The 26,140-nt window shown below is 54.8% G+C and carries 21 protein-coding genes, 2 tRNA genes and 7 other RNA genes; 13 read left to right on the top strand and 17 right to left on the bottom strand.

Annotated elements, in window-relative coordinates; genetic code table 11:
- The first annotated feature begins 61 nt into the window (after positions 1-61).
- From MC50_RS17975 to MC50_RS28540, 3 genes are all read left to right on the top strand, one after another.
- A complete protein-coding gene (locus tag MC50_RS17975) occupies positions 62-2,518 on the top strand; it encodes a fimbria/pilus outer membrane usher protein (RefSeq protein ID WP_267284455.1) in 2,457 nt (818 codons plus the stop codon).
- A gap of 9 nt (positions 2,519-2,527) precedes the next feature.
- Positions 2,528-3,271, top strand: a complete 744-nt coding sequence (locus tag MC50_RS17980; protein WP_049267542.1) for a fimbrial biogenesis chaperone — start codon at positions 2,528-2,530, stop codon at positions 3,269-3,271.
- Positions 3,272-3,420: 149 nt separating this feature from the next.
- Entirely contained in the window at positions 3,421-4,629 is a 1,209-nt protein-coding gene (locus MC50_RS28540; RefSeq protein ID WP_123618899.1) for a fimbrial protein, read from the top strand.
- A 351-nt stretch (positions 4,630-4,980) separates the two neighbouring features.
- Here the strand turns inward: MC50_RS28540 and MC50_RS17990 are convergent.
- The 6 genes from MC50_RS17990 to MC50_RS18015 all read right to left on the bottom strand — a co-directional run bounded on the left by MC50_RS17990 (position 4,981) and on the right by MC50_RS18015 (position 7,313).
- A non-coding RNA gene (locus MC50_RS17990) (RtT sRNA) lies at positions 4,981-5,118 on the bottom strand.
- 43 nt (positions 5,119-5,161) lie between these two features.
- A non-coding RNA gene (locus MC50_RS17995) (RtT sRNA) lies at positions 5,162-5,297 on the bottom strand.
- A gap of 43 nt (positions 5,298-5,340) precedes the next feature.
- Positions 5,341-5,477, bottom strand: a non-coding RNA gene (locus tag MC50_RS18000) — RtT sRNA.
- 44 nt (positions 5,478-5,521) lie between these two features.
- Positions 5,522-5,609 (bottom strand) — tRNA-Ser (locus MC50_RS18005).
- A gap of 146 nt (positions 5,610-5,755) precedes the next feature.
- On the bottom strand, positions 5,756-6,433 hold the full coding sequence (locus tag MC50_RS18010; RefSeq protein ID WP_047664626.1) for a hydrolase: 678 nt from the start codon (positions 6,431-6,433) through the stop codon (positions 5,756-5,758).
- A gap of 19 nt (positions 6,434-6,452) precedes the next feature.
- The gene (locus tag MC50_RS18015; RefSeq protein ID WP_047664628.1) at positions 6,453-7,313 is read right to left on the bottom strand and encodes a pirin family protein; all 861 of its coding nucleotides are present in this window, start codon (positions 7,311-7,313) and stop codon (positions 6,453-6,455) included.
- Between the two features lie 114 nt (positions 7,314-7,427).
- Here MC50_RS18015 and MC50_RS18020 point away from each other — a divergent pair, with 114 nt between their 5' ends.
- The gene (locus MC50_RS18020; RefSeq protein WP_047664630.1) at positions 7,428-8,333 is read left to right on the top strand and encodes a LysR family transcriptional regulator; all 906 of its coding nucleotides are present in this window, start codon (positions 7,428-7,430) and stop codon (positions 8,331-8,333) included.
- 570 nt (positions 8,334-8,903) lie between these two features.
- Here the strand turns inward: MC50_RS18020 and MC50_RS18030 are convergent.
- From MC50_RS18030 to MC50_RS18045, 4 genes are all read right to left on the bottom strand, one after another.
- A complete protein-coding gene (locus MC50_RS18030; protein WP_052135789.1) occupies positions 8,904-9,254 on the bottom strand; it encodes a nuclear transport factor 2 family protein in 351 nt (116 codons plus the stop codon).
- Between the two features lie 117 nt (positions 9,255-9,371).
- Positions 9,372-9,632, bottom strand: a complete 261-nt coding sequence (locus tag MC50_RS18035; RefSeq protein ID WP_047664633.1) for a hypothetical protein — start codon at positions 9,630-9,632, stop codon at positions 9,372-9,374.
- 59 nt (positions 9,633-9,691) lie between these two features.
- Positions 9,692-10,594, bottom strand: a complete 903-nt coding sequence (locus MC50_RS18040) for an SDR family NAD(P)-dependent oxidoreductase (RefSeq protein WP_032688395.1) — start codon at positions 10,592-10,594, stop codon at positions 9,692-9,694.
- Positions 10,595-10,642: 48 nt separating this feature from the next.
- Positions 10,643-11,380 carry an SDR family oxidoreductase gene (locus tag MC50_RS18045; RefSeq protein WP_032688394.1) on the bottom strand — a complete coding sequence of 246 codons (738 nt, stop codon included), beginning with the start codon at positions 11,378-11,380 and terminating at the stop codon, positions 10,643-10,645.
- A 147-nt stretch (positions 11,381-11,527) separates the two neighbouring features.
- Here MC50_RS18045 and MC50_RS18050 point away from each other — a divergent pair, with 147 nt between their 5' ends.
- Entirely contained in the window at positions 11,528-12,439 is a 912-nt protein-coding gene (locus MC50_RS18050) for a LysR family transcriptional regulator (RefSeq protein ID WP_032688393.1), read from the top strand.
- 400 nt (positions 12,440-12,839) lie between these two features.
- Here MC50_RS18050 and MC50_RS18055 read toward each other — a convergent pair whose 3' ends face one another.
- Positions 12,840-13,790 (bottom strand): Gfo/Idh/MocA family protein, encoded by a 951-nt coding sequence (locus MC50_RS18055; RefSeq protein ID WP_047664635.1) that lies wholly within the window; start codon positions 13,788-13,790, stop codon positions 12,840-12,842.
- 524 nt (positions 13,791-14,314) lie between these two features.
- Here MC50_RS18055 and MC50_RS18065 point away from each other — a divergent pair.
- Complete coding sequence (locus tag MC50_RS18065; RefSeq protein WP_102990900.1) at positions 14,315-15,607, top strand: glycoside hydrolase family 28 protein; 1,293 nt, start codon at positions 14,315-14,317, stop codon at positions 15,605-15,607.
- A 120-nt stretch (positions 15,608-15,727) separates the two neighbouring features.
- Here MC50_RS18065 and MC50_RS18070 read toward each other — a convergent pair.
- The 5 genes from MC50_RS18070 to MC50_RS18090 all read right to left on the bottom strand — a co-directional run bounded on the left by MC50_RS18070 (position 15,728) and on the right by MC50_RS18090 (position 16,535).
- Positions 15,728-15,864, bottom strand: a non-coding RNA gene (locus MC50_RS18070) — RtT sRNA.
- A gap of 43 nt (positions 15,865-15,907) precedes the next feature.
- A non-coding RNA gene (locus MC50_RS18075) (RtT sRNA) lies at positions 15,908-16,045 on the bottom strand.
- A gap of 42 nt (positions 16,046-16,087) precedes the next feature.
- A non-coding RNA gene (locus MC50_RS18080) (RtT sRNA) lies at positions 16,088-16,225 on the bottom strand.
- A gap of 43 nt (positions 16,226-16,268) precedes the next feature.
- A non-coding RNA gene (locus tag MC50_RS18085) (RtT sRNA) lies at positions 16,269-16,405 on the bottom strand.
- A gap of 42 nt (positions 16,406-16,447) precedes the next feature.
- A tRNA-Ser gene (locus MC50_RS18090) sits at positions 16,448-16,535 on the bottom strand.
- 268 nt (positions 16,536-16,803) lie between these two features.
- Here MC50_RS18090 and ghrA point away from each other — a divergent pair.
- The 5 genes from ghrA to ymdB all read left to right on the top strand — a co-directional run bounded on the left by ghrA (position 16,804) and on the right by ymdB (position 20,547).
- Entirely contained in the window at positions 16,804-17,742 is a 939-nt protein-coding gene (ghrA, locus tag MC50_RS18095; protein WP_032700315.1) for a glyoxylate/hydroxypyruvate reductase GhrA, read from the top strand.
- Between the two features lie 84 nt (positions 17,743-17,826).
- On the top strand, positions 17,827-18,564 hold the full coding sequence (locus MC50_RS18100) for a phosphatase (protein WP_032688389.1): 738 nt from the start codon (positions 17,827-17,829) through the stop codon (positions 18,562-18,564).
- A 22-nt stretch (positions 18,565-18,586) separates the two neighbouring features.
- Complete coding sequence (locus MC50_RS18105) at positions 18,587-19,141, top strand: TorD/DmsD family molecular chaperone (protein WP_032695726.1); 555 nt, start codon at positions 18,587-18,589, stop codon at positions 19,139-19,141.
- Between the two features lie 102 nt (positions 19,142-19,243).
- A complete protein-coding gene (locus MC50_RS18110) occupies positions 19,244-19,738 on the top strand; it encodes a DUF1097 domain-containing protein (RefSeq protein WP_094898267.1) in 495 nt (164 codons plus the stop codon).
- Positions 19,739-20,013: 275 nt separating this feature from the next.
- Positions 20,014-20,547 (top strand): O-acetyl-ADP-ribose deacetylase, encoded by a 534-nt coding sequence (gene ymdB, locus MC50_RS18115; RefSeq protein WP_032688386.1) that lies wholly within the window; start codon positions 20,014-20,016, stop codon positions 20,545-20,547.
- A 57-nt stretch (positions 20,548-20,604) separates the two neighbouring features.
- On the opposite strand, the gene mdoC is transcribed toward ymdB, so the two are convergent.
- The gene (mdoC, locus tag MC50_RS18120; protein WP_032688385.1) at positions 20,605-21,765 is read right to left on the bottom strand and encodes a glucans biosynthesis protein MdoC; all 1,161 of its coding nucleotides are present in this window, start codon (positions 21,763-21,765) and stop codon (positions 20,605-20,607) included.
- 252 nt (positions 21,766-22,017) lie between these two features.
- Here mdoC and mdoG point away from each other — a divergent pair, with 252 nt between their 5' ends.
- Together mdoG and mdoH are read left to right on the top strand one after the other, a co-directional pair.
- Positions 22,018-23,571 (top strand): glucans biosynthesis protein MdoG, encoded by a 1,554-nt coding sequence (mdoG, locus tag MC50_RS18125; RefSeq protein ID WP_004860475.1) that lies wholly within the window; start codon positions 22,018-22,020, stop codon positions 23,569-23,571.
- Positions 23,564-26,092, top strand: coding sequence for a glucans biosynthesis glucosyltransferase MdoH (gene mdoH, locus MC50_RS18130; protein ID WP_032695729.1), 2,529 nt, complete (start codon positions 23,564-23,566; stop codon positions 26,090-26,092). The genes mdoG and mdoH overlap by 8 nt, the downstream gene beginning before the upstream one ends.
- The last annotated feature ends 48 nt before the right edge of the window (positions 26,093-26,140 follow it).

Genomic DNA, 26,140 nt, shown 5'->3' on the forward strand with positions numbered 1-26,140 from the left:
AAACGATTTTGAGGAAGCGTTTTTGCGGCGCGATAAAAACGGTGTATCTCAGGATGTTTTTATGTACCAGGATCCTGTTATGCCCGGGAGGAGACTGACTGATATCGTTATTAACGATCGGTTACGGGAAAAGACCGAAATTGACTTCGTCAGCAATGGCAATAACAAGGTTATCCCCTGTCTTTCATACCGCCAGCTGAAAGCCTCAGGCATCAGGGTTAGCCACTATTCCGGCTGGGAAACCCGCGAAGGGGAAGCGGCTGGTTCGTCTGACGCGGAAACCTCCGTGCCTTCCCGCTGTGAAGATCTCGCGCTGCGAATACCTGCTGCTTTTGTTCAGTATGACCACACCCACCAGGTGCTGAACATTACCGTACCGCAGGAGGCCATGGACAACGAGCGCTTCACCATGATCTCGCCAGCTGAATGGGATCACGGCACTCCCAGTCTGCGCTCATCCTACAGCGGCTATTTTTACTCGTCACGGCTGAAGGGGGCATCCGGACCGGGCTGGAAGGTAGATGATAGTACCACTGAGAGTGCCTGGCTTAGCCTGAATACCACGGGAAATGCCGGCCCATGGCGTCTCTACAGTATTGATTCGTTTTATCGTAATGACCGGCATCAGTGGAAATCCAATCATGACAGAGCCTATCTGGCACGTGATATTGCGTTACTGCGCAGCAGCCTGCAGGTAGGTGAAATCTACACCCGAACCTCAGGCACGATGACCGGAGCCATCCCTCTGCGGGGGATCTCGCTGGCAACCAGTGAACGCATGTCGCTCGATAACCAGTACAGCTATGCACCGGTTATCCGGGGAGTGGCGCGCACTAACGCCAGATTGACTGTGCGCCAGCGTGATGCGGTGATTTACAGCACGTTGTTGACCCCTGGCGCATTCGCAATTGATGATCTGTATACCGCTCAGGTGGGGGCCGATCTTGACGTTATGGTGGAGGAATCGGACGGGCAAATTCAGTCCTTCCGGGTTCCCTATACGGCCCTGCCGGGCATGATTCGTGCCGGCTCGATACGCTACAGTCTGGCCGCCGGTACCTGGCGCGGTCCGGACGGTGGGACATCCGAACCTGCGCTGTTATCCGGCACTCTGGAATACGGTTTTGAACATTTCACCCTGAATAGTGCATCTGTGATGACTGAAAATTATCAGATGTTCTCCTCGGGAGCGGCATGGAATATCGGTGCAATCGGGGCTTTCTCTGCCGACCTGGCGTATGCCCGCCACAGCGAAACCTGGAGAGATAACCGCCAGCGCGAAGGTACGGCAGCCAGGCTGCTTTATGCCCGTCAGTTTGATGTCACCGGGACATCATTGCAACTGCTGGGCTACCAGTATCAGTCCGAGTCCTTTCTTGATGCCGGGGAATTTCTTGCACGTCAGAGCCAGAGCTGGATTGACGGGTATGCTCCGGATACGACGACCTGGCAGAGGCGCCGGCGTAACCGGATGGAGATGACCGTCAGCCAGAATATGAACTCTGTCGGCAATCTGTATATGACCATCAGTCAGGAAAGCTTTTACGGCACGGGGGATAAAAACAGCTCGCTGAGTGCCGGAGCGGGTACCACCGTCGGTTCGGCCAGCGTATCCCTGGCCCTGACGCATAATCGTTACCAACGTCTCAGCGATAATCAACTCACTCTTTCCCTCAGTCTGCCGTTGTCAGTATGGCTCCCCGCCAGGCAGGATGCTGGTTTTCTGAGCTATGGTCTCAGCCGCAACAAAAACAACCAGTACGGCCAGTCTCTGGGGTATGCGGGCAACAGCGCTGGCAACGACTTCAGTTATTCGGCCAGTCTCCAGCGGGATACTCAGGGGGAATACAGTCAGTCAGGATCTCTGGGCTGGAATAGCAGCAGGGCAAATATCACCGCAGGAATTAGCCACGCAAGGGATTATCGCCAGTACTCCGCCGGGATGTCCGGCGGTGTGACGCTGTACCGCGGAGGGGTCATTATGTCGCCGCCATTGGGTAACACCGTGGCGATTGTTGAAACCCCTGGCGCGGAAAATATCAGGGTTTCCGGTATCAATAATGCCCGGACCGATTCAGCTGGCCGGGCGGTGGTGACCTGGCTGACGCCTTATCGCTATAACCAGATTAACCTGGACGCCGGGGAGTCTGATGGTGCTGAGTTGCAGGAGTCGTCCCGCAAAATCGTCCCTACAGAAGGTGCCGCCGTGCTGCTCCGGTTTGCCACCCGGTCGGGTAGAAGAGCGCTGGTGGAAATTTACAGCCGAAAAAGTATTCCGCTGGGTGCGCTGGCGTACACCGAAAGTGCTCCCGGTGTTAATGAGACCGAGGAGGCCGGTATCGTGGGTCAGAAAGGACTTGTCTGGCTGACCGGGCTGGATACCCACAGGGCGCAGGTACTGAATGTTATCTGGGGCCAGCGGCCTGAAGAACGATGCCAGATTGCGCTTTCCGCACCCACTGAAGAGCAGCTTAAACCCGATAACTGGCATAAAAAAATCAGAGCGGAGTGTCTCTGATTCTTCACCATGAAACTGCATAAAAAGAGTAACGTAATGAAATTGCTGAAATTATATATCACCGGGCTTCTGACGGTCATTTTCCTCGCCGGTACGGCGACAGCCGGCGTCAGGCCGCAACTGACACGCATTGTTGCCTATGCACAGGACAGAGAAACTCCGGTAGACGTGATAAATGACAGCCAGGAGACCTATATGGTGCAGGCCTGGTTAGAAGATCTTCGGGGGAATGACAATGATCTTCCGCTGGTGCTGACTCCGCCGGTGATGAAGCTTGAGGCTAAAAAACAGGGGAAATTCCGACTCGTGGTTCTGAGGGGAGGGATTGCGAAGGACAGAGAGTCCGCATACTGGCTATCGCTGCAGGAAATACCGCCAAAAGCCGGCAGTGCAAATAAGCTGGTGATTGCCGTACGCAGCAGACTTAAAGTTTTTGTCCGTCCTGACGGACTTAACTCTGCCGGTGCCCGCGATGCGGTAAAGCAAATTCGCTGGAGTCTTGAGAAAGACGGTAATGCCGTCTGGCTGAAAGCAAGCAATCCCACGCCTTATTTTGTCAGCTTTGCCCGCCTGAGTGTGGGGGCCGGCAAGGGGATTACGTTGGAGGATCGCCATCGTATGCCTCCGCCGTTTGGTAGCGAACGTTACCGTCTGCCTGCTTCAGTTAACCATACCAGCGTGACCGTGACCTGGAGTGGGATCCATGACTGGGGCGGTGCGGGTGAAGAATACCGGGCGGAGCTAATACCATGAAGAGGGCGGCAGGCACATGTATCGTACTCATCAGAATAAGGGGTCTGTCCCTTTTTCTGATGGCTGTCGTGCTTATGTTTACTACAACAGTAACGAGGGCAACGACGTATACCATCAGTTACGTCTGGTCATCCGCCAGTGACCCTAATGTGAATAAACTGGCAGGACAATGTTCTTACACCTATCCGGATAATCAGCCTTTTTCTGTTCCCCGTTCCGTTGTTGCCGATAACTCGGTACCGGCAGGAACGATTCTTGCTTCGTGGAGTTACGCTGACTTAAATGTCCCTCTGTCGGTGAGTTGTAGCGGGAGCGGTATTGAAGGTACGACCCCGCTCGTCTCTTCTTCATATGGCGGGATTATTGCCAATTCAAGCAGCCTCACCGTTATGGGATATAATATTGCGGGGTCATTAGTGGATTCAGGGATCCTGAACACCACCGTCCCCGGTATCGGTATTCGGTTTTATGTACAGTCAGATACGCCGGACCTAGGGAACGGGATTGATACGCCTGCCTATATTCGTCTGGCCGGGTTTGGTGACTCTTCCGGTTCAGCTGTATTTGCCGCAAGTGGTGTGGAGTATCCGTATGCTGGCCCTACCGTAGGGCAGGCGGCTCTGGCCATGAGTATGCTGCGGTCGCGTACAGAAAATGGAACGACCCTCTGGTATATTCCAACACGGAGTTTATCGATTTCCCTGCGGGCTGAACTGATTAAAACCGGTTATGTAGAGAATTATGGTCCAGTCTCCTTCAGTCATCTGTTTAACTCGTGGATAACGCCATCTCCATCGGGTTCGGCGAGTGTTGTCCTGCCTCCTTCCATCCATTTTCTGACGGGGACGGGGGTGACGCTGGTCCGGCCGACCTGCAAACTGAGCTCACAGCGTCCAACGGATTATTCGGTCAACATGGGAACGTGGGATGCCAACACCATTTCCCGAGAGGGAGCCCCTGCCTTCGGGCCTGATGTTCCGGTTCCGGTGGAACTGGAGTGTAATGGGATGGCGGAGAATATCCGAATGCGATTTGAAGATGCGGGAGCGTCGCCTCTTCCGGTGAGTAACATTGGTCTTTACGATGCCGCCGGTGGACATAAAATTGATGGGCTGGAAATTGAGCTGCGGTACAACGGTAACCATATTGATGTCAACGGGTCGGCCGTCAATATTGGGAGTTATGGTTCGGGGGCCACGTCTGTGGGGGGGGATAAGATGTTTGCTGTGCCATCGACAAGTTTTGTGCCGATAACCTTCCAGGCACGCTATATCCAGCGAGCAATGATCACGCGATCTGCCGTCAATTATACCGGGCCAGTCAGCGGCACCGTTAATCTGTTTATGGTTTATGACTGATGATGCTTTCAACGGGGATCTGCTGCGGGGAAGAGAGGCCTGCTCGCAGCGCGATCCCTGATGCTCGCAGGACTGCGCCAGCTGTCGCACCCCGGTCGGGGATTCTCATCCCCCCGCAGGCATGCAACATGCAAAAAAAAGCCCGCATTTTCATGCGAGCTCTTCTTTAAATATGGCGGTGAGGGGGGATTGACTCGCTTTGCTCGCCCTACGGGCAGCCTGTTCGCTACGCTCTCAGTCTGTCCAGCTGGCTGCGCCAGCTGTCGAACCCCGGTCGGGGATTCTCATCCCCGCAGGCGTGCAACATGCAAAAAAAAAGCCCGTACTTGCGTACGAGCTCTTCTTTAAATATGGCGGTGAGGGGGGGATTGACTCGCTTTGCTCGCCCTGCGGGCAGCCTGTTCGCTACGCTCTCAGTCTGTCCAGCTGGCTGTCGCCAGCTGTCGAACCCCGGTCGGGGATTCTCATCCCCCCGCAGGCATGCAATATGCAAAAAAAAGCCCGTGACTGCGTACGAGCTGTTCTTTAAATATGGCGGTGAGGGGGGATTGACTCGCTTTGCTCGCCCTGCGGGCAACCTGTTCGCTACGCTCTCAGTCTGTCCAGCTGGCTGCGCCAGCTGTCGAACCCCGGTCGGGGATTCTCATCCCCCCGCAGGCGTGCAACATGCAAAAAAAAGCCCGTGACTGCGTACGAGCTGTTCTTAAAATATGGCGGTGAGGGGGGGATTGACTCGCTTTGCTCGCCCTGCGGGCAGCCTGTTCGCTACGCTCTCAGTCTGTCCAACTGGCTGTCGCCAGTTGTCGAACCCCGGTCGGGGCTTCTCATCCCCCCTGGTGGTGCAACATGCAAAAAAAAAGCCCGTACTTGCGTACGAGCTCTTCTTTAAATATGGCGGTGAGGGGGGGATTCGAACCCCCGATACGTTGCCGTATACACACTTTCCAGGCGTGCTCCTTCAGCCACTCGGACACCTCACCATATTGTTTTGCTGCTCACCCTGGGTGGGCAACGGGGCGCTACTATAGGGAGTTGCGCTAAAACGGTCAAGCAGTATTTATTCTTTCTTTACCGTTCGGTCAAGCAATGAACACTACGCCAGCCGAAAACCGTCAGGGCAGCAGTTTTAACGCTGAGAATCAAGCTGTTCGCTATTCTTCAGGACATCCTGAGCTTTACTGTAGCTTTCGATCAGCAGCTGGTAGGCCGGGAAGATTTTGGTATACACCTCCGCCCACTCCGCAGCATCCGGACGGTTCCAGCTGCGCTGGAGCTCGGAAGCCACCGCCGCGGTATCCATCGGCACGACGCCAGCTTGTACCACGCGTGCCAGAGTGATCTCCTGCGCCATCTTGCTGTAGGTGCCGGACGCATCTATGACGGCGAAAACCCGATAGCCGTCGGCAACTGCGGCGATAGAGGGAAACGCCATGCAGACGCTGGTAATGGTGCCGGCAATAATCAACGTCTTGCGTCCGGTAGCTTTCACGGCGGCAACGAAATCCGGATTATCCCAGGCGTTGATTTCGCCTTTACGCGCAATGTATTGCGCGTGAGGCGCATTTTCGTGGATTTCCGGGATCAGCGGCCCGTTCGGCCCCTGCGGTACCGAGGCCGTCGTGATCACCGGGAGTCCTGCCAGAGAGGCCATTTTTGCCAACGTGGCGGCGCGAGCGCGCAGTTCAGGCATTGGCATATCGCCCACGGTCTGGAACAGGCCGCTTTGATGGTCAATCAATAACATGGCAGTATCGTTCACATCAATCATTGGACGGGAGTCGTTAAAGTTTGCTGGAGCAGACATCTTATTTACCTCTGTAGTTTCAGATTTGGCCAAAGCGGCCGCTGTTGTAATCCCGCACGGCTTCTGCGATCTGGGCTTTTGTGTTCATCACAAACGGGCCGTAGCCTACGATGGGTTCCTGTAACGGCTCACCAGCCAGCAGCAGTACCCTGGCGTTAGCCGTAGCGTGGAGATGAATCGCTTCTCCTTTCTGACTTAACACCACCAGCTGGCCTTCACGGGCATTGTCACTGCCGTTGACGTTGACTTCTCCTTCGAAAACCACCAGCGCGCTGCTCCAGCCATCAGGTTGCGTGAACGTCACGTCGTGGCCGTGATTTAACTGCATATCCCAGACATTCAACGGCGAGAAGGTATGCGCAGGTCCGGCAATATCACCGTAACTGCCGGCGATCACCCGCAGAGTACCGGCGCCATCCGGTAGGGCGGCATCAGGAATGACATCCGCCGTAATGCTCTGATAGCCAGGATGGGTCATCTTGTCTTTGGCTGGCAGATTGACCCACAGCTGGATCATTTTCAGCTCCCCGCCGGTGCGGGTAAATTCCGCCGAATGGAACTCTTCATGCAGAATGCCGGCACCTGCGGTCATCCACTGCACATCGCCTGGGCCAATGATGCCGCCTTTGCCCGTTGAGTCACGGTGTTCAACTTCACCGGAATAGACGAGGGTCACGGTTTCAAATCCGCGATGCGGATGTTCACCGACCCCGCGCTTACCGCTTCCCGCCGGGAAATAGTGTGGACCGGCATAGTCCAGTAGCAGGAAAGGACTCAGCTGTTCGCCCTGTGTCTGGTAAGAAAATAGCGAGCGAACCGGGAAACCGTCGCCCACCCAGTGCTGTGCGGGGGAGGTATAGACACCTGTAATCTGTTTCATTGTGCTCTCCTGTGTGTCTGTTTCTGATGTCAATAAGCTTATATGTGCGACCTATAAGCCGGTAGATAGCAAAAATGACCTATACTGTTCTAAAAATGGAACAGTGGGGGAAGGATGCAGGATCTCAACGATTTAGCCTGGTTTGTGCAGGTGGTGGATCATGAAGGATTCGCTGCTGCAGGAAGGGCGCTCGATCAGCCCAAATCAAAGTTAAGCCGCCGGATAGCGCAGCTGGAAGAACGGCTTGGCGTGCGCTTAATTCATCGTACGACCCGACAGTTCGTGGTGACTGAAGTCGGGCAGACGTTCTACCGGCACTGCAAGGCGATGTTGATAGAGGCTGAAGCGGCGCAACAGGCAGTGGAAACATTGCGTTCGGAACCGCGCGGTAGCGTGAAGCTCACCTGCCCGGTGACCTTATTACATGCGCATATCGGACCAATGCTGGCGCGGTTTATGCTGCGTTACCCTGGGGTGAATGTGTTGCTGGAGGCAACGAACCGGCGGGTTGATGTTGTTGGAGAAGGGGTCGATGTCGCGATTCGCGTACGCCCGCGACCGTTTGATGACAGCGATCTGGTGATGCGTGTGCTGGCCGATCGCGGGCATCGGCTGGTGGCCAGCCCGTCATTGATTGCACGCATGGGGCGACCTCAGGTGCCATCAGAACTGAGCGCGTGGCCTGGGCTCAGTCTTGGGGCCGGCAGGCATCAGCATAAATGGCAACTGACAGGACCAGGGGGGGCGCGGGCGGAAATTTACTTCACGCCGCGTATGGTGACGACGGATATGCTGGCGCTGCGCGAGGCTGCAATAGCGGGCGTCGGAGTGGTTCAGCTACCGCTGTTAATGGTCCGCGACCAGTTGGCTGCCGGTGAGCTGGAGGTGATACTCGATGCATGGCAACCGCAGCGGGAAGTGATTCACGCGGTCTTCGCCTCTCGCCGCGGTATGCTGCCATCGGTGCGAGCACTGGTAGATTTTCTGAGTGAAGAATATCAGCGAATGGAAGAGGATTGATCTTTTGCCGGCGTGGTGTAGGCGAGACAGTTCTGTCGACTCCCGGTCGGGGCTTCGCATCCCCCCGACCTGCGCAATATACGAAAAAAGCCCGTGACCGCGTACGAGCTCTCTTAAAATATGCGCTGAGCGGGCCGCAATGTACGAATGCCTTGATGGCCTCTTTATCATGCTAACAATATGATATATAAAATTTATACGGGTTGGTTGGTCTGACAAAATCAGTTGTTATCCTGTTAAAGCCAGTAATATATGACATAGTTTTCGATCCGGATGCTATCAGCGAGATCCGCAATCAATGGGGAGTTTTCAGAGATCGTCATCCTGAAATGTCTACCGCGATTCTTACCTCTGATGGGGAGGCTCGTGGGAAACAGGAAGTGTTAAATCAGACCCGGAACCCGTTTTGCCTGGCGCAATTCACGTGGTGTACTCTACGCGGCAGCCATTTTCGGCAAAAATGCGCGGAATGACTCATTTTCGGATTAAGGCTTTTCAGCGCCATGGTTCGTGGGATAGCCGTAAAATTAATCCTCGCCGTGGGTCAGTCTGCGAATTTATCCTGCTGAGTCAGGGTTCAATAACGATTCGACGAATAAGGTTACCTTCAAGGTAGAACTGCATGAGTCCGCAGCCATTAAACTTATCGCTTTTTACATTGATCTGTACAGCCTGGCCAGACAAACCATCACGCTCAATTGCATTGACCGAAATAACTTTCATTGTGGCATTTACCCCAATGTTATCGGTGGTGTTCCAGTCAAGCAGACCCTTCGCTCCCTGGTAGTGATGGCCCCAGTCGGTGATCTCTGCATCTGAAGTAAATTGAGCAAGATATGCTTTTGTATCATGGTTATTCGTTGCGGTGATAAAGTTTTTCACAGGTATGGCAAGGGATTGGTTCATAGCATTATGATCCACAAAATGAGTCCTTGTAGGGTCTCCACAGGCATTGAGAAATATGCTGAAAAATAGAAGCAAAATACACCGGGCTGAGACATGATGAATATTTATTTTACGGTATGCGTTCATAACGGGTTATTTATCCGAGCGCCACAACGCGACTAAAACCGGCGGAAAAAATATTAACAGGAAAATCGGCAACTCTTCCAGGGCGCTATAGCCAGCTCTGGTAACGCCGAGGATCATGTTAGCTGCTGCCAGACCGAACCACAGCACGGAAAACAGAATGGGAAATATGCCGGGAGCTGGTGGGTAAACCGGTAGAGATAATCGAACCAGCAGGCGACATAAGCCTGCTAACAGAAAACCAGTAGCCAAAAATAGCAAGGTTCGCATAGCCAGTACTTCCTCAGCAGAGGGGTAATCGGCCGGAGTTTCTCCGGCCCTCGGCGATATCATTCATGGCTATGGGGAGTTAATAAATCCCCTAATCCAATGCGTTGTAAAAACTCTTTGCGGATACGATCGGCTACCGCGTTAACAACGATGGCGCCATCATCTGATGGATCGACATGTACCCTGAATGGACGTGTTCTATAAGGTGTATTAACGATATCGACCATTGCCGCTGCGACTTCAGCAACATCTGCATCTTCTGGTTCGCAGGCGGCGAGGCCGCGCAGCGCTTCATCGCCAAGACCTGCGGTTGGACCGGTTTCGGTATATTCGCGTTCGCGTTCAGTATCTGCTGGCTTACCGGAATGCAGGAAGTGGTTGGTGCCTTTAGTAAATGCGCCTGGCACAATAATGGAGGTTTCGATCCCCCAGCGTGCCAGTTCCGCAGCATAACTTACCGCAACGGCGTCCATCGCCGCTTTTGCCGCGAAGTAAGGTGCCAGGTACGGCGGCGTGCCGCCGCGGGTACTGCTGCTACCGACCCACAGTAACAATCCTTGACCTTGTTTACGCAACTGCGGCAGGGCTGCGCGGTTTACTCGCTGAGTGCCCAGAACGTTGATGTCATAGAGTTGTGAGAATTGTTCCGGCAGGAACGCTTCAGTTGGCCCGTAGACCATATGTCCCGCGTTATGTACCACCACATCCAGCCGCCCGTCCTGGGCGATAATCTGCGCGATGGCGGCATCTGCGGAATCCTGTGATTGAACATCCAGTTCGACGGTACGTAAATCAACATTATGCTGCCTGGCGTATTCAAGCGTGCTTTGCACTTGCGGAGCGTTACGGCCTGCGGTATCCCGCATACTGGCGTAGACAATATGACCCGCATGGGCGAATGCACGGGCGGCCAGCGCGCCAAAGCCGCTGGAAGCACCGGTAATCAGAATGACTTGTTGCATGATGATCTCCTGATAGCGGATAGGATGTTATCCGCATCACGGTGGAATTTAAGCGAAACCGCCGTTGACACGAATGACCTGGGAGTTGATCCAGCTGCCATCCGGTCCAGCCAGCGTGGCCACTACACTGGCGATCTCTTCCGGCGTGCCAATACGTTCCAGCGGCGCCAGTTTAGCAATGGCGCTGATCTGCTCTTCGCTTTTACCGTTAAAGAACAGATCGGTCCCGGTGGGGCCTGGCGCGACGGCGTTTACGGTAATATCGCGGCCACGGAGTTCGTTCGCCAGGACATGTACCAGACCTTCAACGCCTGCTTTGGATGCGATATACGGGCCATATGCCGGGAAAGATTTTGCAATAACGCTGGTGGACAGTGCGATAATGCGCCCGCCTTCGCTAACGGACTCCGCTGCGTTAGCCAGCACCAGGAACGCGCCGCGTAGATTTGTGTGAATCACTTTGTCAAAGTCAGCGAGGCCAGCTGGCGTGATTTTCGCCATCGGCATAACACCGGCGCTATGTACCACCACATCCAGATGACCGGTTACGGCTTTGGCCTCACTGAAAAGGCGGCCGACATCCGCTTCGCTGGAGACGTCAGCCTGAATGGCGACCGCTTTACCACCCTTAGTGATAATGTCCTTAACCGTTTCTTGAGCTGCATTAGCATTGCCGGCGTAGTTAACGACCACCGAAAATCCATCCTGTGCCAGGCGTTCAGCAATTGCACGACCTATACCGCGTGATGCGCCGGTCACCAGAGCTGTTTTATTCGTTACGCTCATTGTCTTCTCCAGATGTTGTTTGATGAGTCACCCGTGTAACCACGGTGTGATGCAAGTATTAGTGTTTTATCTGGAAGTATAAAGTTGGGTAAATTGATATTATAATTCCATTTAAATTAATAATAGGTTGAGGGAAGGGCCGCTCCGATGGATAAATTTGACACCCTGTTGCTCTTTACCCGGATTGTGGAACTGGAGAGTTTCAGTCAGGCCGCTGACCAGCTGGGGATCCCCAGAGCCACTGCAAGCAACGCGATAAAAGCGCTGGAAAATAATCTGGAGTGTCGATTGCTGGAACGCACGACCCGACATGTACGAACGTCTCTGGACGGCAGGGCTTTTTATGAACGCTGCGTGCATATCCTCTCAGAACTGGATGATGCCGAATCTTCTCTGCGTCATACCATCGTGCGGCCACGCGGTATTTTGCGCGTTGATCTGCATGGCGCTCACGCAACGCGGATTGTTTTGCCGAGAATTGACGAGTTTCATATTGAATACCCGGATATACAACTGGTTATCAGTAGCGGTGACCGGCTGGTTGACCTGGTTCGTGAAGGCGTCGATTGTGCTGTCCGTGCGGGTAAATTGCACGACTCGTCACTGGTCGCACGCCATTTAGCCACCATGCCGCAAGTCATATGTGCCAGTCCGACGTATTTGCAGCAGCATGGCAGACCTCTTTCACCAGACGATCTCATGTCGCACCAGTGTGTGAATTTTTTCTCTACCAGCAGGGGGACTAACTATCCAATTGAACTTCTTGTTAATGGTAAAAAGCAGGCTTATCAACCAAAGGGATGGTTGACGGTTAATGATGCGGAAAACTATGTTATTTGCGCACTTCGTGGCGGTGGGTTGGTACAGTTACCTCGCTACCATGTTGCGGATGCGCTGGAAGAAGGGCGTCTTGTCGAGGTGCTGAGTGAATGGCAAAGTCCGGGAATGTCACTTTCGGCACTCTATCCACAGCACAGGCAGCTGTCGCCCCGAGTGCGGGTATTCATCGACTGGTTGCGTTCTCTCTACAAAGAACATTTCCCTGAAGAGAAGCAATAACAACATAAAACCCCGGATATTGATTATTGTTTCCAGTGAAAGGATGGCATGACCGGTCCCCGGTACGCTCCCGATAGGGAGGAGAACCAAACCGTTCCGTAAGAAAATCCACGAAGGCGCGGACTTTTTTTGATGTCCGACGACCAGGGAGAAGTCGCGCTGAGATTGCGCCATCCTCTCTCCAGATCGGCCAGGATCCGCCTCGCGTGTTCATAATAAATTTCCCCGGAATTGGTCAGGGTCAGGTGCGGCGACAATGTTGCAGGAGGTGAATCTATTCGCTGCAAAGGGACGGGGGGGATAAAACATGCGGAAAATAATCACTCAAGCCACACGCCGTGTGGCTTGATATGAAGCATTGATGAGGCGTACTCACGGCGTCAACGTTGATGGTTGCGGATCAGCCGGGGAATTGGGCGTGACGAATTATATCCAGCACCTGCATATTCCGTAGGCTTTCCTCGGGCGATATCAGCCGTGCGGGCTGGTTTAGCACGGCGGCGGAAAAGTGATGGATTTCCGCCTGATAGCGATCCGATTGCGCGACGGAAAGCACGCGTACTCCCTGAGCGGAATGCAGATATATTTCTTCCGCATCATCCAGAAAAGGCGTGTCGACACAGAGCAGGCCTTTGTCGCCGATGATTTCCGCATAGTTTCGCCCGAATGCGTTGAAACCGCAGTGAATATTGGCAATCAGTCCATCGTCATACTGCAACAGCGCCGATAAATTGGTATCCACGCCCTGCTGTATCTCACTCAGCACCTGGCAACGTTGCGGGAGGCGCCCGGTGACCATCCCGAGAAAGTTGACCGGATAGCATCCCACATCATACAGGGCGCCACCGCCGAGTTCGGCTTGCATCTTGATGGTATTGGGCCGATCCAGCAGGAAGCGGAAGGAGGCATTAATATGCCGCAATTCACCTAATTCCCCGCCGTCCAGCACCTCTTTTACCACCCGCATCCGGTCAGTGTAGCGGTACATAAAGGCTTCCATCAGAATACGGTTATGCTGGCTTGCGACCTGCTGCATAGCGGCCACTTCAGCGGCATCTAAGCCCAGCGGTTTCTCACATAACACGTGTTTACCCGCCTCCAGCGCCCGAATAACCCACTCTTTATGTAACGAATTAGGTAAGGGGATATAAACCGCCTGAATATCGCTATCTGCCAGCAGGTCGGCATAACTGGCATAGGTTCTCTCCCACTGATCCGTGGGTAATCCGTCAGAATTGCGCGAGGCAACTCCGAGTAGCCGGGCGTTTTCCGCTCGTTCGATGGCAGGAATAACGGATTGTCGGGCTATCCGGGCATAGCCCAGTACGCCCCAGGTGACGATATCAGACATCAGATTATCCTTATAAAATCAGGGTGATAATACGGTACCCGGCGCATGGTGCTCCCGGTATGTCTGACTGATTCTAAGGTTCTGCGGCCTGATAAGGTATGACAGCCTTCAATAATTTATCATATATGTTTTGATATTTATCATACAGCAATCATGGCGGGATGATCTTTCACCTCCGGATGCGCCCACAGAAATGCTATCTACCTGCTCCTGTTTGAAGTGATGCGCTTCATCTTTTGAAATGAACATTGAAGCAAACCATTGTCAGGAAGAATAAGGCGTTATTGTCGGTTCCGTTTCTCTGCGGATATGTTCTCGCTGGCCGCTGTTTGCGTCAGGCATCTCAGCATGCACGCCGATGCGGTTTTTATTCGATGCCTTAATTTTTAGCCATTAATGAAATGCGATCGGCGCAGCGCTTTTTATGCAGATATTGCCATCGACGTACGACGCCTGGCATCTATGTAAAGGTCGCCCCGGTGATAAACAATTATGATCGGGGGGCTTTGGAACAGGAGATAACGATGGCAATCCTCAATATTCTCGACTTTGGTGCAGATCCGCAGGCCCGGCAGCTGGCAACATCCGCTATCCAGCAAACTATTGATAGCGCCGGAACCGGCGACACGATCCTGATCCCTGCCGGACGCTTTCTCAGCGGAGCGCTGTTTCTGAAAAGCGATGTGACGTTCCATTTAGCCAAAGATGCGCTATTACTCGGCAGTCAGAATCTTGCCGATTACCCTCTGGTGACTACGCGGGTGGCCGGTATCGATATGCCCTGGCCGGCAGGTATCATCAATATTCATCGCTGCCAGAATGTCCAGATCAGCGGGACGGGGACTATTGATGGTCAGGGGACCATCTGGTGGGAGGCTTTCTGGGGGCGCGACGGCCGCGGCGGCATGCTGCAAACATACGCGGCGCAGGGGCTACGTTGGGTGGTCGATTATGATTGTCAGCGCCCGCGCAATCTTGTGGTCTACGAGAGCGATACTATCCTGTTACAGGATTTCACCAGTCGCGAGTCAGGTTTCTGGAATCTGCACCTGTGCTATTCACGTCGTCTGCGCGTCCAGAACCTGACGATTGCTAATTCCGCGGGCCCCAGCACCGACGGAATTGACGTGGACTCATGCGAACAGGTCCTTATAGAAGGATGTACCGTCTCCTGCAATGATGACAATATCTGCGTGAAGGCAGGGCGGAGAAAAGCGGCCGCGCTGAAGGGACGAGCGTCGCGGGATGTGGTGATTCGCCATTGCACGCTGCTACGCGGTTCCGGAATTACCCTCGGCAGCGAAACCTCCGGCGGCATTGAACGCATTACCATCGAACAGAACCGCTTTCGCGGTACCGGCGTTGGGTTTCGCATTAAATCGGCGCGTAATCGCGGTGGGTTTATTCGTGACATTACGGTCCGCCATCTCGACCTGTTGGATGTCACCTTTCCGCTGATGATCCAACTGAACTGGTTCCCACTTTATAGCTACGGTGCGCGGGACGATCTTACCGATGCCCCGGCTCACTGGCGCGATCTGGCTGAAGGCGTCGATGGCGAGGCCGGTTTAACGCGGGTCTCCGCCATTGAGATTAGCGATATTTCAGCCCGCCGCGGGCAGCAGGAGGGCTTTTCCCGTGCGTTCTTTATTGAAGGTTATCCGGAGCAGGCGATTGACGGCCTGACCTTAAGCGCCATTGATATCGACGCGACAGAATTTGGCAAAATAGCCGGGGTGAAGAGGCTGCGGTTTGATCAGGTCACGGTGAACGCGCCGACCCTCACTCAGACAGAAAATGACACGTATGAGCGTTAGAAGGTGAACCGCCCAGACAGGGCTAGTTGGGTGGCAGCGACTTAGCCATGCGTCACCGCCCTGGTCGCGAGGAGTGATTTCCCGGCGGGTAAATGAAAAGTACGAGCTGTTATTAAAATATGGCGGTGAGGGGGGATTGACTCGCTTTGCTCGCCCTGCGGGCAGCCTGTTCGCTACGCTCTCAGTCTGTCCAGCTGGCTGTCGCCAGCTGTCGACCCCCGGTCGGGGATTCTCATCCCCCCCTGGTAGTGCAACATGCAAAAAAAAGCCCGCATTTTCATGCGAGCTCTTCTTTAAAGATGGCGGTGAGGGGGGGATTGACTCGCTTTGCTCACCCTGCGGGCAGCCTGTTCGCTACGCTCTCAGTCTGTCCAACTGGCTGTCGCCAGTTGTCGAACCCCGGTCGGGGATTCTCATCCCCCCGCAGGCGTGCAACATGCAAAAAAAGCCCGCATTTTCATGCGAGCTCTTCTTTAAATATGGCGGTGAGGGGGGGATTGACTCGCTTTGCTCGCCCTGCGGGCAGCCTGTTCGCTACGCTCTCAGTCTGTCCAGCTGGCTGTCGCCAGCTGTCGAACCCCGGTCGGGGATTCTCATCCCCCCGCAGGCGTGCAACATGCAAAAAAAAGCCCGCATTTTCATGCGAGCTCTTCTTAAAATATGGCGGTGAGGGGGGATTGACTCGCTTTGCTCGCCCTGCGGGCAGCCTGTTCGCTACGCTCTCAGTCTGTCCAGCTGGCTGTCGCCAGCTGTCGAACCCCGGTCGGGGATTCTCATCCCCCCGCAGGCGTGCAACATGCAAAAAAAGCCCGCATTTTCATGCGAGCTCTTCTTTAAATATGGCGGTGAGGGGGGGATTCGAACCCCCGATACGTTGCCGTATACACACTTTCCAGGCGTGCTCCTTCAGCCACTCGGACACCTCACCATATTGTCGCTCCCGTTGTTGCCGGGAACGGGCGCTAATTTAGGGAAATACGTATCTCTCGTCAATCAACTTTTTCAAAAAACAGCGTATTTAGACAAACTTCGCGCAACTTGCTTTTTTAATGCGCGACAATCGTTTTTTTTGTCGCCACCCGCTTTTTATTCGATAGAAAAATGAAATTTGCTATGCTGGCAATCCAATAGAAAACAATAAGTAAAATACGGCGCCAGGGTCAACCTGCAACCCGCGCCCGCGATCAGGAGCCATGATGGACATAATCTTTTATCACCCGACATTTGATACCGCTTACTGGATTGCCGAGCTGGAAAAGCAGCTGCCGGGGGCGCGCGTACGTGAATGGAAATCCGGCGATACTCAGCATGCGGACTATGCGCTGGTCTGGCATCCGCCGGTGGAAATGCTGCAGGGACGGGACTTAAAAGCCGTTTTTGCTCTCGGCGCTGGCGTCGATTCTATTCTGAGTAAACTCCGTGAACACCCGGAAATGCTGCCGATGTCGATTCCACTCTTTCGCCTCGAAGACACCGGAATGGGTCAGCAGATGCAAGAGTATGCGGTGAGTCAGGTGCTGCACTGGTTCCGTCGCTTCGACGATTACCAGGCTTTAAAACAGCAGGCCCGCTGGCAGCCGCTGGAGGACTATCGTCGCGAAGAGTTTACCATCGGGATAATGGGCGCGGGCGTGCTCGGCTCGAAAGTGGCGGAAGCGCTGCAGGTATGGGGGTTTCCACTGCGGAGCTGGAGCCGTAGTCGTAAATCCTGGCCTCAGGTACAAAGCTTTGCCGGTCAGGAGGAGCTGGGCGACTTCCTTGGCGCTACGCGGGTGCTGATCAACCTGCTGCCGAACACGGCGGAAACCGTCGGCATTATTAACCAGAGACTGTTGGCGCAGCTTCCGGATAACAGCTATGTTCTCAATCTGGCACGCGGCGTTCACGTGGTCGAAGCGGATCTGCTGGCGGCACTGAATAGCGGTAAGCTTAAAGGCGCGATGCTGGATGTCTTCAGCCGCGAGCCATTACCGGCGGAAAGCCCGCTGTGGGCGCATCCTCGGGTGGCGATGACGCCACATGTCGCTGCAGTCACGCGTCCGCAGGAAGCGATCGCCTATATTGCCGGCACCATTGGTCGGCTGGAGCGCGGGGAAGCGGTGAACGGGCAGGTCGACCGTCAGCGCGGCTACTAAGAGAAAACCCCGCTGTGGCGGGGTTTTGCTAATCATGCGTCCTGATTCCTGCTATTCTTGCCACAAACAGAGAAGGAGATTGTGATGTATCCTGTTGACCTGCATATGCATACCGTCGCCAGTACCCACGCCTACAGTACCCTGCACGATTATATTGCTGAAGCAAAGCGTAAGGGGATCAAACTTTTCGCCATTACCGACCATGGTCCGGATATGGCCGATGCTCCGCACTACTGGCATTTCGTCAATATGCGCATCTGGCCGCGGATGGTTGACGGCGTCGGTATTTTACGCGGTATTGAAGCCAACATAAAAAATACCCAGGGCGAAATTGACTGCACCGGGCCGATGCTGACCTCACTGGACCTGTTTATTGCGGGCTTCCATGAGCCGGTTTTCCCGCCGCAGGATAAAGCCACCCATACTGAAGCGATGATCGCCACGATGGCGAGCGGCGCGGTACATATTATTAGCCATCCGGGTAATCCGAAATACCCCGTCGATATTCCGGCGATAGCCGCCGCAGCGGCAAAATACCAGGTGGCGCTGGAAATCAACAACTCATCCTTCGTCTCGTCACGTGTGGGCAGCGAAGATAACTGCCGGGCGATTGCCGCCGCCGTACGCGATGCCGGGGGTTGGGTCGCGCTGGGATCGGATTCGCATACCGCATTTACGCTCGGCGAGTTCAAAGAGTGTCGTAAGATCCTCGATGATGTGCACTTCCCCGAAGAGCGGATCCTTAACGTGTCCCCGCGTCGGCTGTTGAATTTCCTTGAGTCTCGCGGGATGCCGGCGATCCCTGAATTTGCCGATCTTTAATATGAATAACTGGAAAAATTGAATGAACGAGTTTTCAATCCTCTGCCGCGTACTGGGCTCTTTGTACTACCGTCAGCCGCAGGATCCGCTGCTGGTCCCGCTGTTTACCCTGATCCGTGAAGGGAAGCTGGCGGCGAGCTGGCCGCTGGAGCAGGATGAGCTGCTGGAACGTCTGCAAAAAAGCTGCGACGTGCAACCGCTGGCCGCCGATTACAATGCGCTGTTTGTCGGTGAAGAGTGCAGCGTTCCTCCTTATCGTAGCGCGTGGGTTGACGGGGCAAGCGAAGCTGAAGTTCGCGGTTTCTTCAGCGAGCACGGGATCCCGAGCGGAGAAGGTCAGGCCGACCACATTGGGTCACTGCTGCTGGCCGCCTCCTGGCTTGAAGATCATCCTACGGAAGAGGAAAGCGAAACGCTGGAAACGCTGTTTGCTGACTACATTCTGCCGTGGTGCGGGGTTTTCCTCGGCAAAGTCGAGGCGCATGCCGGTACCCCTTTCTGGCGGACGATGGCACCTCTGACGCGGGAAGCGCTCTCCGCCATGTGGGATGAACTGCAGGAAGAAGCGGAAGAATAAACGTGACTTTGGTCACGTTTTTGTTGCAATGAAAAGTATGATCTTGCATATAACGTGCTTCAGATCTCATTTGGCGGGCGCGTATCTGCTATGATACGCGCCATGAACATACTCCTCGCAATCGCAATAACGACAGGCATTCTCTCCGGAATCTGGGGATGGGTGGCGGTCGCGCTTGGCCTGTTGAGCTGGGCAGGCTTTCTGGGCTGCACGGCCTATTTCGCTTGCCCGCAGGGCGGGCTAAAAGGGTTGCTGATCTCAACTTGTACGGTAATGAGCGGTGTGGTGTGGGCGCTGGTTATTATTTACGGCAGCGCGCTGGCGCCGCATCTTGAAATCCTCGGCTATATGATGACCGGGGGCGTGGCGTTCCTGATGTGTATTCAGGCTCGTCAGCTGCTGCTCTCCTTTGTCCCAGGCACTTTTATTGGCGCCTGCGCCACGTTTGCCGGCGACGGTAACTGGCGGCTGGTCGTACCTTCGCTGGCACTAGGGCTGGTGTTTGGTTACGCGATGAAAAATTGCGGGCTATGGTTGGCCGCGCGTGCGCGGAAAAACAAATCCCCATTAGTGAACGAAACGCCCGACCAGGCATAAGCTGATTTCGCCCGCATAATAAACAGGACCTCAGGTCCTGTTTTTCTTTCTGCCTGTACTGTTCTGGCTGTTCAGACCGGTGGCCCGTCGGCCCGATTCATGGGGGAGCCCCGCGACGAAACCGCAACGTCAAGAGATATTAACCCGCAACATAGCCTTGCTATCCTCCGGACAGGTTATAACCAGCCGCAGCTTCCCGGACTTTCGTCGGGCGGGCTATCGTGCCATATTACCCACTATGCTTTATGTAAAGACGTTTGCCGACAGGAGGCGAAATGACTGTTAAACCTGAGGTTATTCTCGGCGACATCACTACGCTTGACGTCGATGTTATCGTCAATGCCGCCAATCCCTCGCTGCTTGGCGGCGGGGGCGTGGACGGCGCAATCCATCGTGCAGCCGGGCCGGAGCTCCTTGCCGCTTGTCAGGTCGTCCGGCAACAACAAGGCGAGTGCCCTCCTGGTCATGCGGTGATTACTACCGCGGGTCAGCTGCCGGCAAGCGCGGTGATCCATGCCGTCGGGCCCGTCTGGCACGGCGGCGGTCATCAGGAGGCTGAACTGCTTGCTGATGCGTATCGAAACAGCCTGCAGCTGGCGTCGGCGAACAGCTACCGCTCGATTGCCTTCCCGGCCATCAGTACCGGGGTATATGGATATCCTAAGCAGGCGGCGGCGGAAATCGCCGTGCAGACGGTCAGCGCCTTTCTGACGCGTTACAACCCTCTGGAGCGCGTCTGCTTTGTCTGTTTCGATGAGGAGACCGCGGATATTTATCGGCGCTTGCTTGAGCCCCGCCGCGGTGCGTGAAAGTGGGCGCACCCCGACCACCCGCCGCCTGACATCTGCAGGCGAGCGGGCGGGCGATCAGCCTGCGGACACTTGAGTCTTAGCCGCTTTCGGCTGGAATTTCCCCGAAAAGAGAAAGCGTAACAGGGGGATGCGCAGATGGATTTCATACAGCACCAGCGCAATACCGACCACGAAGACTAAGCCAGCAATAAACCCCAGCGCATTGGATTTGATCGCTGGCGCCAGCCATGCGCCATAAAGCAGGGTAAGCGGGTGGTGCACCAGATAAATGAACAGTGAAGCATTAACAAAATAGGTCACCCGCGCCGACTGAAAGTTCAGCAGACGGTGGCCGAGAGAAAAGACCACGTTCACCATCCACAGACCCAGTACCATGGTAATGACCGACTCGGTTTCATACATCCAGCCATCACCGGAACCATATTGCTGATTCAGGCGATAGGCGATAAAGCCTAGCAGCGCGCCGACGAAGCACCATGGCGACGGGGTGGTAAACATCGTTTTTAAGCGCGGATTGATAAATACCTGGGCGCCAAGAATGAAGAAGGGCAGGTAAAACAGAGTCTGCATTACGATGAAATTAAACAGGCCGTTGCTGAGCAAGGGGGCATAAAGGACAAACAGCGAGCGGCGGATCACCGCGTAAAGCACGCCGAGCGCCAGAAAAATCATCGATAGCTGACCTAATGTGACGGTGTCACCAAAGGTTGACGCCTTGCCTGAGCGGCGGCCGGTCAGCCACCGAAACAGCACGACGCCCAGAGACGTCAGCACTACCAGCACCAGTAAAAACCACAGGTGAGAAACCAGTTCCCACGCCAGAGTATTGAATTTGTCGTAACCCGAGAGGGTGTGCCAGTTTTCGGCCTTGCCGTTAACGTACTGCAGCATGATGAACTGCGGCAGCGTCAGCAGAGGGATGGCGGTCAACATAGGAATGCCGACACGCTCAACGCGCACTTTCCACCACTTCTTCAGCGGATAACGTAAAAAAAGCATGTAGGAAAAGTAGCCAGAAATGACAAAGAAGACCTGCATGCGAAAAGCATGGATAAAATCGTTAAACAGCGTCAGCCACCAGGAGGGCTCGAGGCTATTCACATGCCAGCTGTGGCTGGAATAGATCAGTGATATATGAAAAGGGATCCCCAGTAGCATCAGCCAGGCGCGGATGCTATCGAAGAAATATTCACGTTGTACTGGCGTATTATTCATACAATATCACTACATTCTCGGACAATTCGTCTTATCACTCAACGTGATAACGTTTAAATTCTCAACAACCCTACATCAACTCTGGATACCTGTCTCCAGGATAAGTACGTAAAGTACCAATGTGACAGTTAACTGCCTATTACCTGCGCCGCTAAGGTGAACAAAGCAGGGATTATGTTGTCGGATTGCCTGAATTACCATTAAAATAGATCGGATCGATTTAAGCACACAAAGGGGGAAGTGCTTACTTATATGAAACTTAAACCACAGATGATGAAAATGCGCTGGTTAAGCGCAGCCGTAATGTTGTCCCTGTGTACTTCATCTGCATGGGCGTTTAGCATTGATGACGTTGCAAAACAGGCCAAAGCGTTAGCCGGGAAAGGCTATGAAGCGCCGAAGAGCAACCTGCCCTCCGCTTTCCGCGACATGAAATACGCGGACTACCAGCAAATCCAGTTTAATCACGATAAGGCTTACTGGAACAATCAGAAAACCCCATTCAAACTAGAGTTTTATCATCAGGGCATGTACTTCGACACGCCGGTCACCATTAACGAAGTGACGGCAAGCAGCGTGCGTAAGATTAAATATAATCCGGATTACTTTAATTTTGGCAGCGTCCAGCATGATAAAGATACGGTGAAAGACCTGGGCTTCGCCGGTTTCAAAGTACTGTACCCGATCAACAGCAAAGATAAGAACGACGAAATCGTCAGCATGCTCGGCGCCAGCTACTTCCGTGTTCTGGGCCAGGGCCAGGTGTACGGGCTTTCCGCGCGCGGCCTGGCTATCGATACCGCGCTGCCTTCCGGCGAAGAATTCCCTCGTTTTCGTGAGTTCTGGATTGAGCATCCAAAAGCCACGGACAAGCGTTTGACTATTTATGCACTGCTTGACTCCCCACGTGCGACCGGCGCCTATCGTTTTGTGATTATGCCGGGCCGCGATACCGTCGTTGATGTGCAGTCTAAAGTGTACCTGCGTGACAAAGTCGGCAAGCTCGGCGTTGCGCCGCTGACCAGCATGTTCCTGTTCGGGCCGAATCAACCCTCTCCGGCGACCAACTATCGTCCGGCGCTGCATGATTCTAACGGCCTGTCGATTCTTGCCGGTAACGGCGAGTGGATCTGGCGTCCGCTGAACAATCCGAAGCATCTGGCCGTCAGCAGCTATGCGATGGAAAATCCGCAGGGCTTTGGCCTGCTGCAGCGCGGCCGTCAGTTCTCGCGCTTTGAGGACCTCGACGACCGTTACGATCTGCGCCCGAGCGCCTGGATCACTCCGAAAGGCGACTGGGGTAAAGGGAAAATCGAACTGGTTGAAATCCCGACCAACGACGAAACCAACGACAACATCGTGACTTACTGGACGCCGGATCAGCTGCCGGAACCGGGTAAGGAGATGAACTTCAAATACTCGATTACCTTCAGCCGCGATGAAGACAAACTGCACGCGCCGGATAACGCCTATGTGATGCAGACCCGCCGTTCTACCGGTGATGTGAAGCAGTCGAACCTGATTCGTCAGCCGGATGGCACCATTGCCTTTATCGTTGACTTCACCGGCGCTGAAATGAAAAAAATGCCGTCAGATACGCCGGTAACGGCGCAGGCGAGCATCGGTGATAACGCGGAAATTGTTGAGAATACCGTGCGTTATAACCCAGTCACCAAGGGCTGGCGTATGGTTCTGCGTGTGAAGGTGAAAGATCCGAAGAAAACCACGGAAATGCGCGCTGCGCTGGTCAATGCTGACCAGACGCTGAGTGAAACCTGGAGCTATCAGCTGCCTGCCAATGAATAAGATAACCAAGTACATTGACGCGTTGCCGCTGTCTGAGGCTGAAAAAGCCGCGCTGCCTGATACCAGCCTGCAGGCCGTACATGAAGCGCTGGACGCCGATCATCATGCTTTTGTTCGTGAAGACGATTCCCCACTGGGTTCCGTGAAATCCCGACTGGAACATAGCTGGCCAGACTCCCTGGCCGGTAACCAGCTGATAAAAGATGATGAAGGGCGTACTCAGCTCAACGCAATGCCGAAAGCAAAACGCTCCTCAATGTTCCCGGACCCGTGGCGCACCAACCCGGTTGGGCGTTTCTGGGATCGGCTACGCGGACGTGATGTCACCCCGCGCTATCTTTCTCGCCTGACCAAAGAAGAGCAGGAGAGCGAGCAGAAGTGGCGTACCGTCGGGACCATCCGTCGTTACATCCTGCTGCTGCTGACGCTGGCGCAGACCGTTGTCGCAACCTGGTACATGAAAACCATCCTGCCGTATCAGGGATGGGCGCTCATCAACCCGGCTGACATGGTCGGGCAGAATCTGTGGATTTCCTTCATGCAGCTGCTGCCGTATATGCTGCAAACCGGGATCCTGATCCTTTTCGCGGTCCTTTTCTGTTGGGTTTCGGCCGGTTTCTGGACCGCGCTGATGGGCTTCCTGCAGCTGCTGATGGGGCGCGATAAGTACAGTATTTCCGCCTCAACCGTCGGCGATGAACCGCTTAACCCGCAACACCGTACGGCGCTGATCATGCCGATCTGTAACGAAGACGTCGATCGCGTATTCGCTGGCCTGCGTGCCACCTGGGAGTCGGTGAAGGCGACAGGGCAACAGCAGCACTTCGACGTGTATATCCTGAGTGACAGCTACAACCCGGATATCTGCGTTGCCGAGCAGAAAGCGTGGATGGAGCTGATTGCGGAAGTGCAGGGCGAGGGGCAGATTTTCTATCGCCGTCGTCGTCGTCGCGTGAAGCGTAAGAGTGGTAACATCGATGACTTCTGCCGTCGCTGGGGCAGCCAGTATAGCTATATGGTGGTGCTGGATGCTGACTCGGTGATGACCGGTGAATGTCTGACCGGGCTGGTGCGTCTGATGGAAGCGAACCCGAATGCCGGGATCATCCAGTCCTCGCCGCGCGCCTCTGGTATGGACACCCTGTATGCCCGTTGCCAGCAGTTTGCGACCCGCGTTTACGGTCCGCTGTTCACCGCCGGCCTGCACTTCTGGCAGCTTGGCGAATCCCACTACTGGGGCCACAACGCCATTATTCGCGTGAAGCCGTTTATCGAGCACTGCGCGCTGGCGCCGCTGCCGGGAGAAGGTTCATTTGCCGGGTCGATTCTGTCGCACGACTTCGTGGAAGCGGCGCTGATGCGTCGTGCCGGCTGGGGGGTGTGGATAGCCTACGATCTGCCGGGCTCTTATGAAGAACTGCCGCCGAACCTGCTGGACGAACTGAAGCGTGACCGCCGCTGGTGCCACGGTAACCTGATGAACTTCCGTCTGTTCCTGGTCAAAGGCATGCACCCGGTGCACCGTGCGGTGTTCCTGACCGGCGTCATGTCCTACCTGTCGGCGCCGCTGTGGTTCATGTTCCTCGCCCTGTCGACCGCGCTACAGGTTGTACATGCGCTGACTGAGCCACAGTACTTCCTGCAGCCGCGGCAGCTGTTCCCGGTATGGCCGCAGTGGCGTCCGGAGCTGGCGATTGCGCTGTTCGCCTCGACAATGGTGCTGCTGTTCCTGCCGAAATTGCTGAGTATTATTCTGGTGTGGTGCAAAGGTTCAAAAGAGTACGGCGGCTTTATTCGCGTCACGCTCTCTTTGCTGCTGGAAGTCCTCTTCTCGGTACTGCTGGCGCCGGTGCGCATGCTGTTCCACACCGTGTTTGTGGTCAGCGCGTTCCTCGGTTGGGAAGTGGTGTGGAACTCTCCGCAGCGTGATGATGACTCCACCCCATGGGGTGAAGCCTTTATGCGCCATGGTTCGCAGCTGCTGCTGGGGCTGGTGTGGGCGGTCGGGATGGCGTGGCTGGATCTGCGTTTCCTGTTCTGGCTGGCGCCGATTGTCTTCTCGCTGATCCTGTCGCCGTTCGTGTCGGTGATTTCCAGTCGGGCTACCGTGGGTCTGCGCACCAAACGCTGGAAGCTGTTCCTGATCCCGGAAGAGTATTCCCCGCCGCAGGTGTTGAAGGATACCGATGCGTATCTGACCCTGAACCGTCAGCGTTCCCTTGACGATGGGTTTATGCACGCCGTGTTTAACCCGTCCTTCAACGCGCTGGCGACGGCAATGGCGACGGCACGTCACCGCCACGGTCAAATTCTGGATATCGCCCGCGAACGTCACGTTGAACAGGCGCTGAACGAGACGCCCGACAAACTCAATCGCGACCGTCGTCTGGTGCTGTTGAGCGACCCGGTCACCCTGTCACGTTTGCACTATCGCGTGTGGGCCGCGCCGGAGAAATACTCTTCGTGGGTGAGCGCCTATCAGCAGGTGACGCTCAACCCGCTGGCGTTGAAAACGAAATAAGCGGTATGTGAAGGAAAATACCGGCAATATTGCCGGTATTTTTTTATC

It is taken from the genome of Klebsiella planticola (assembly GCF_000783935.2).
Lineage (GTDB): Bacteria > Pseudomonadota > Gammaproteobacteria > Enterobacterales > Enterobacteriaceae > Klebsiella > Klebsiella planticola.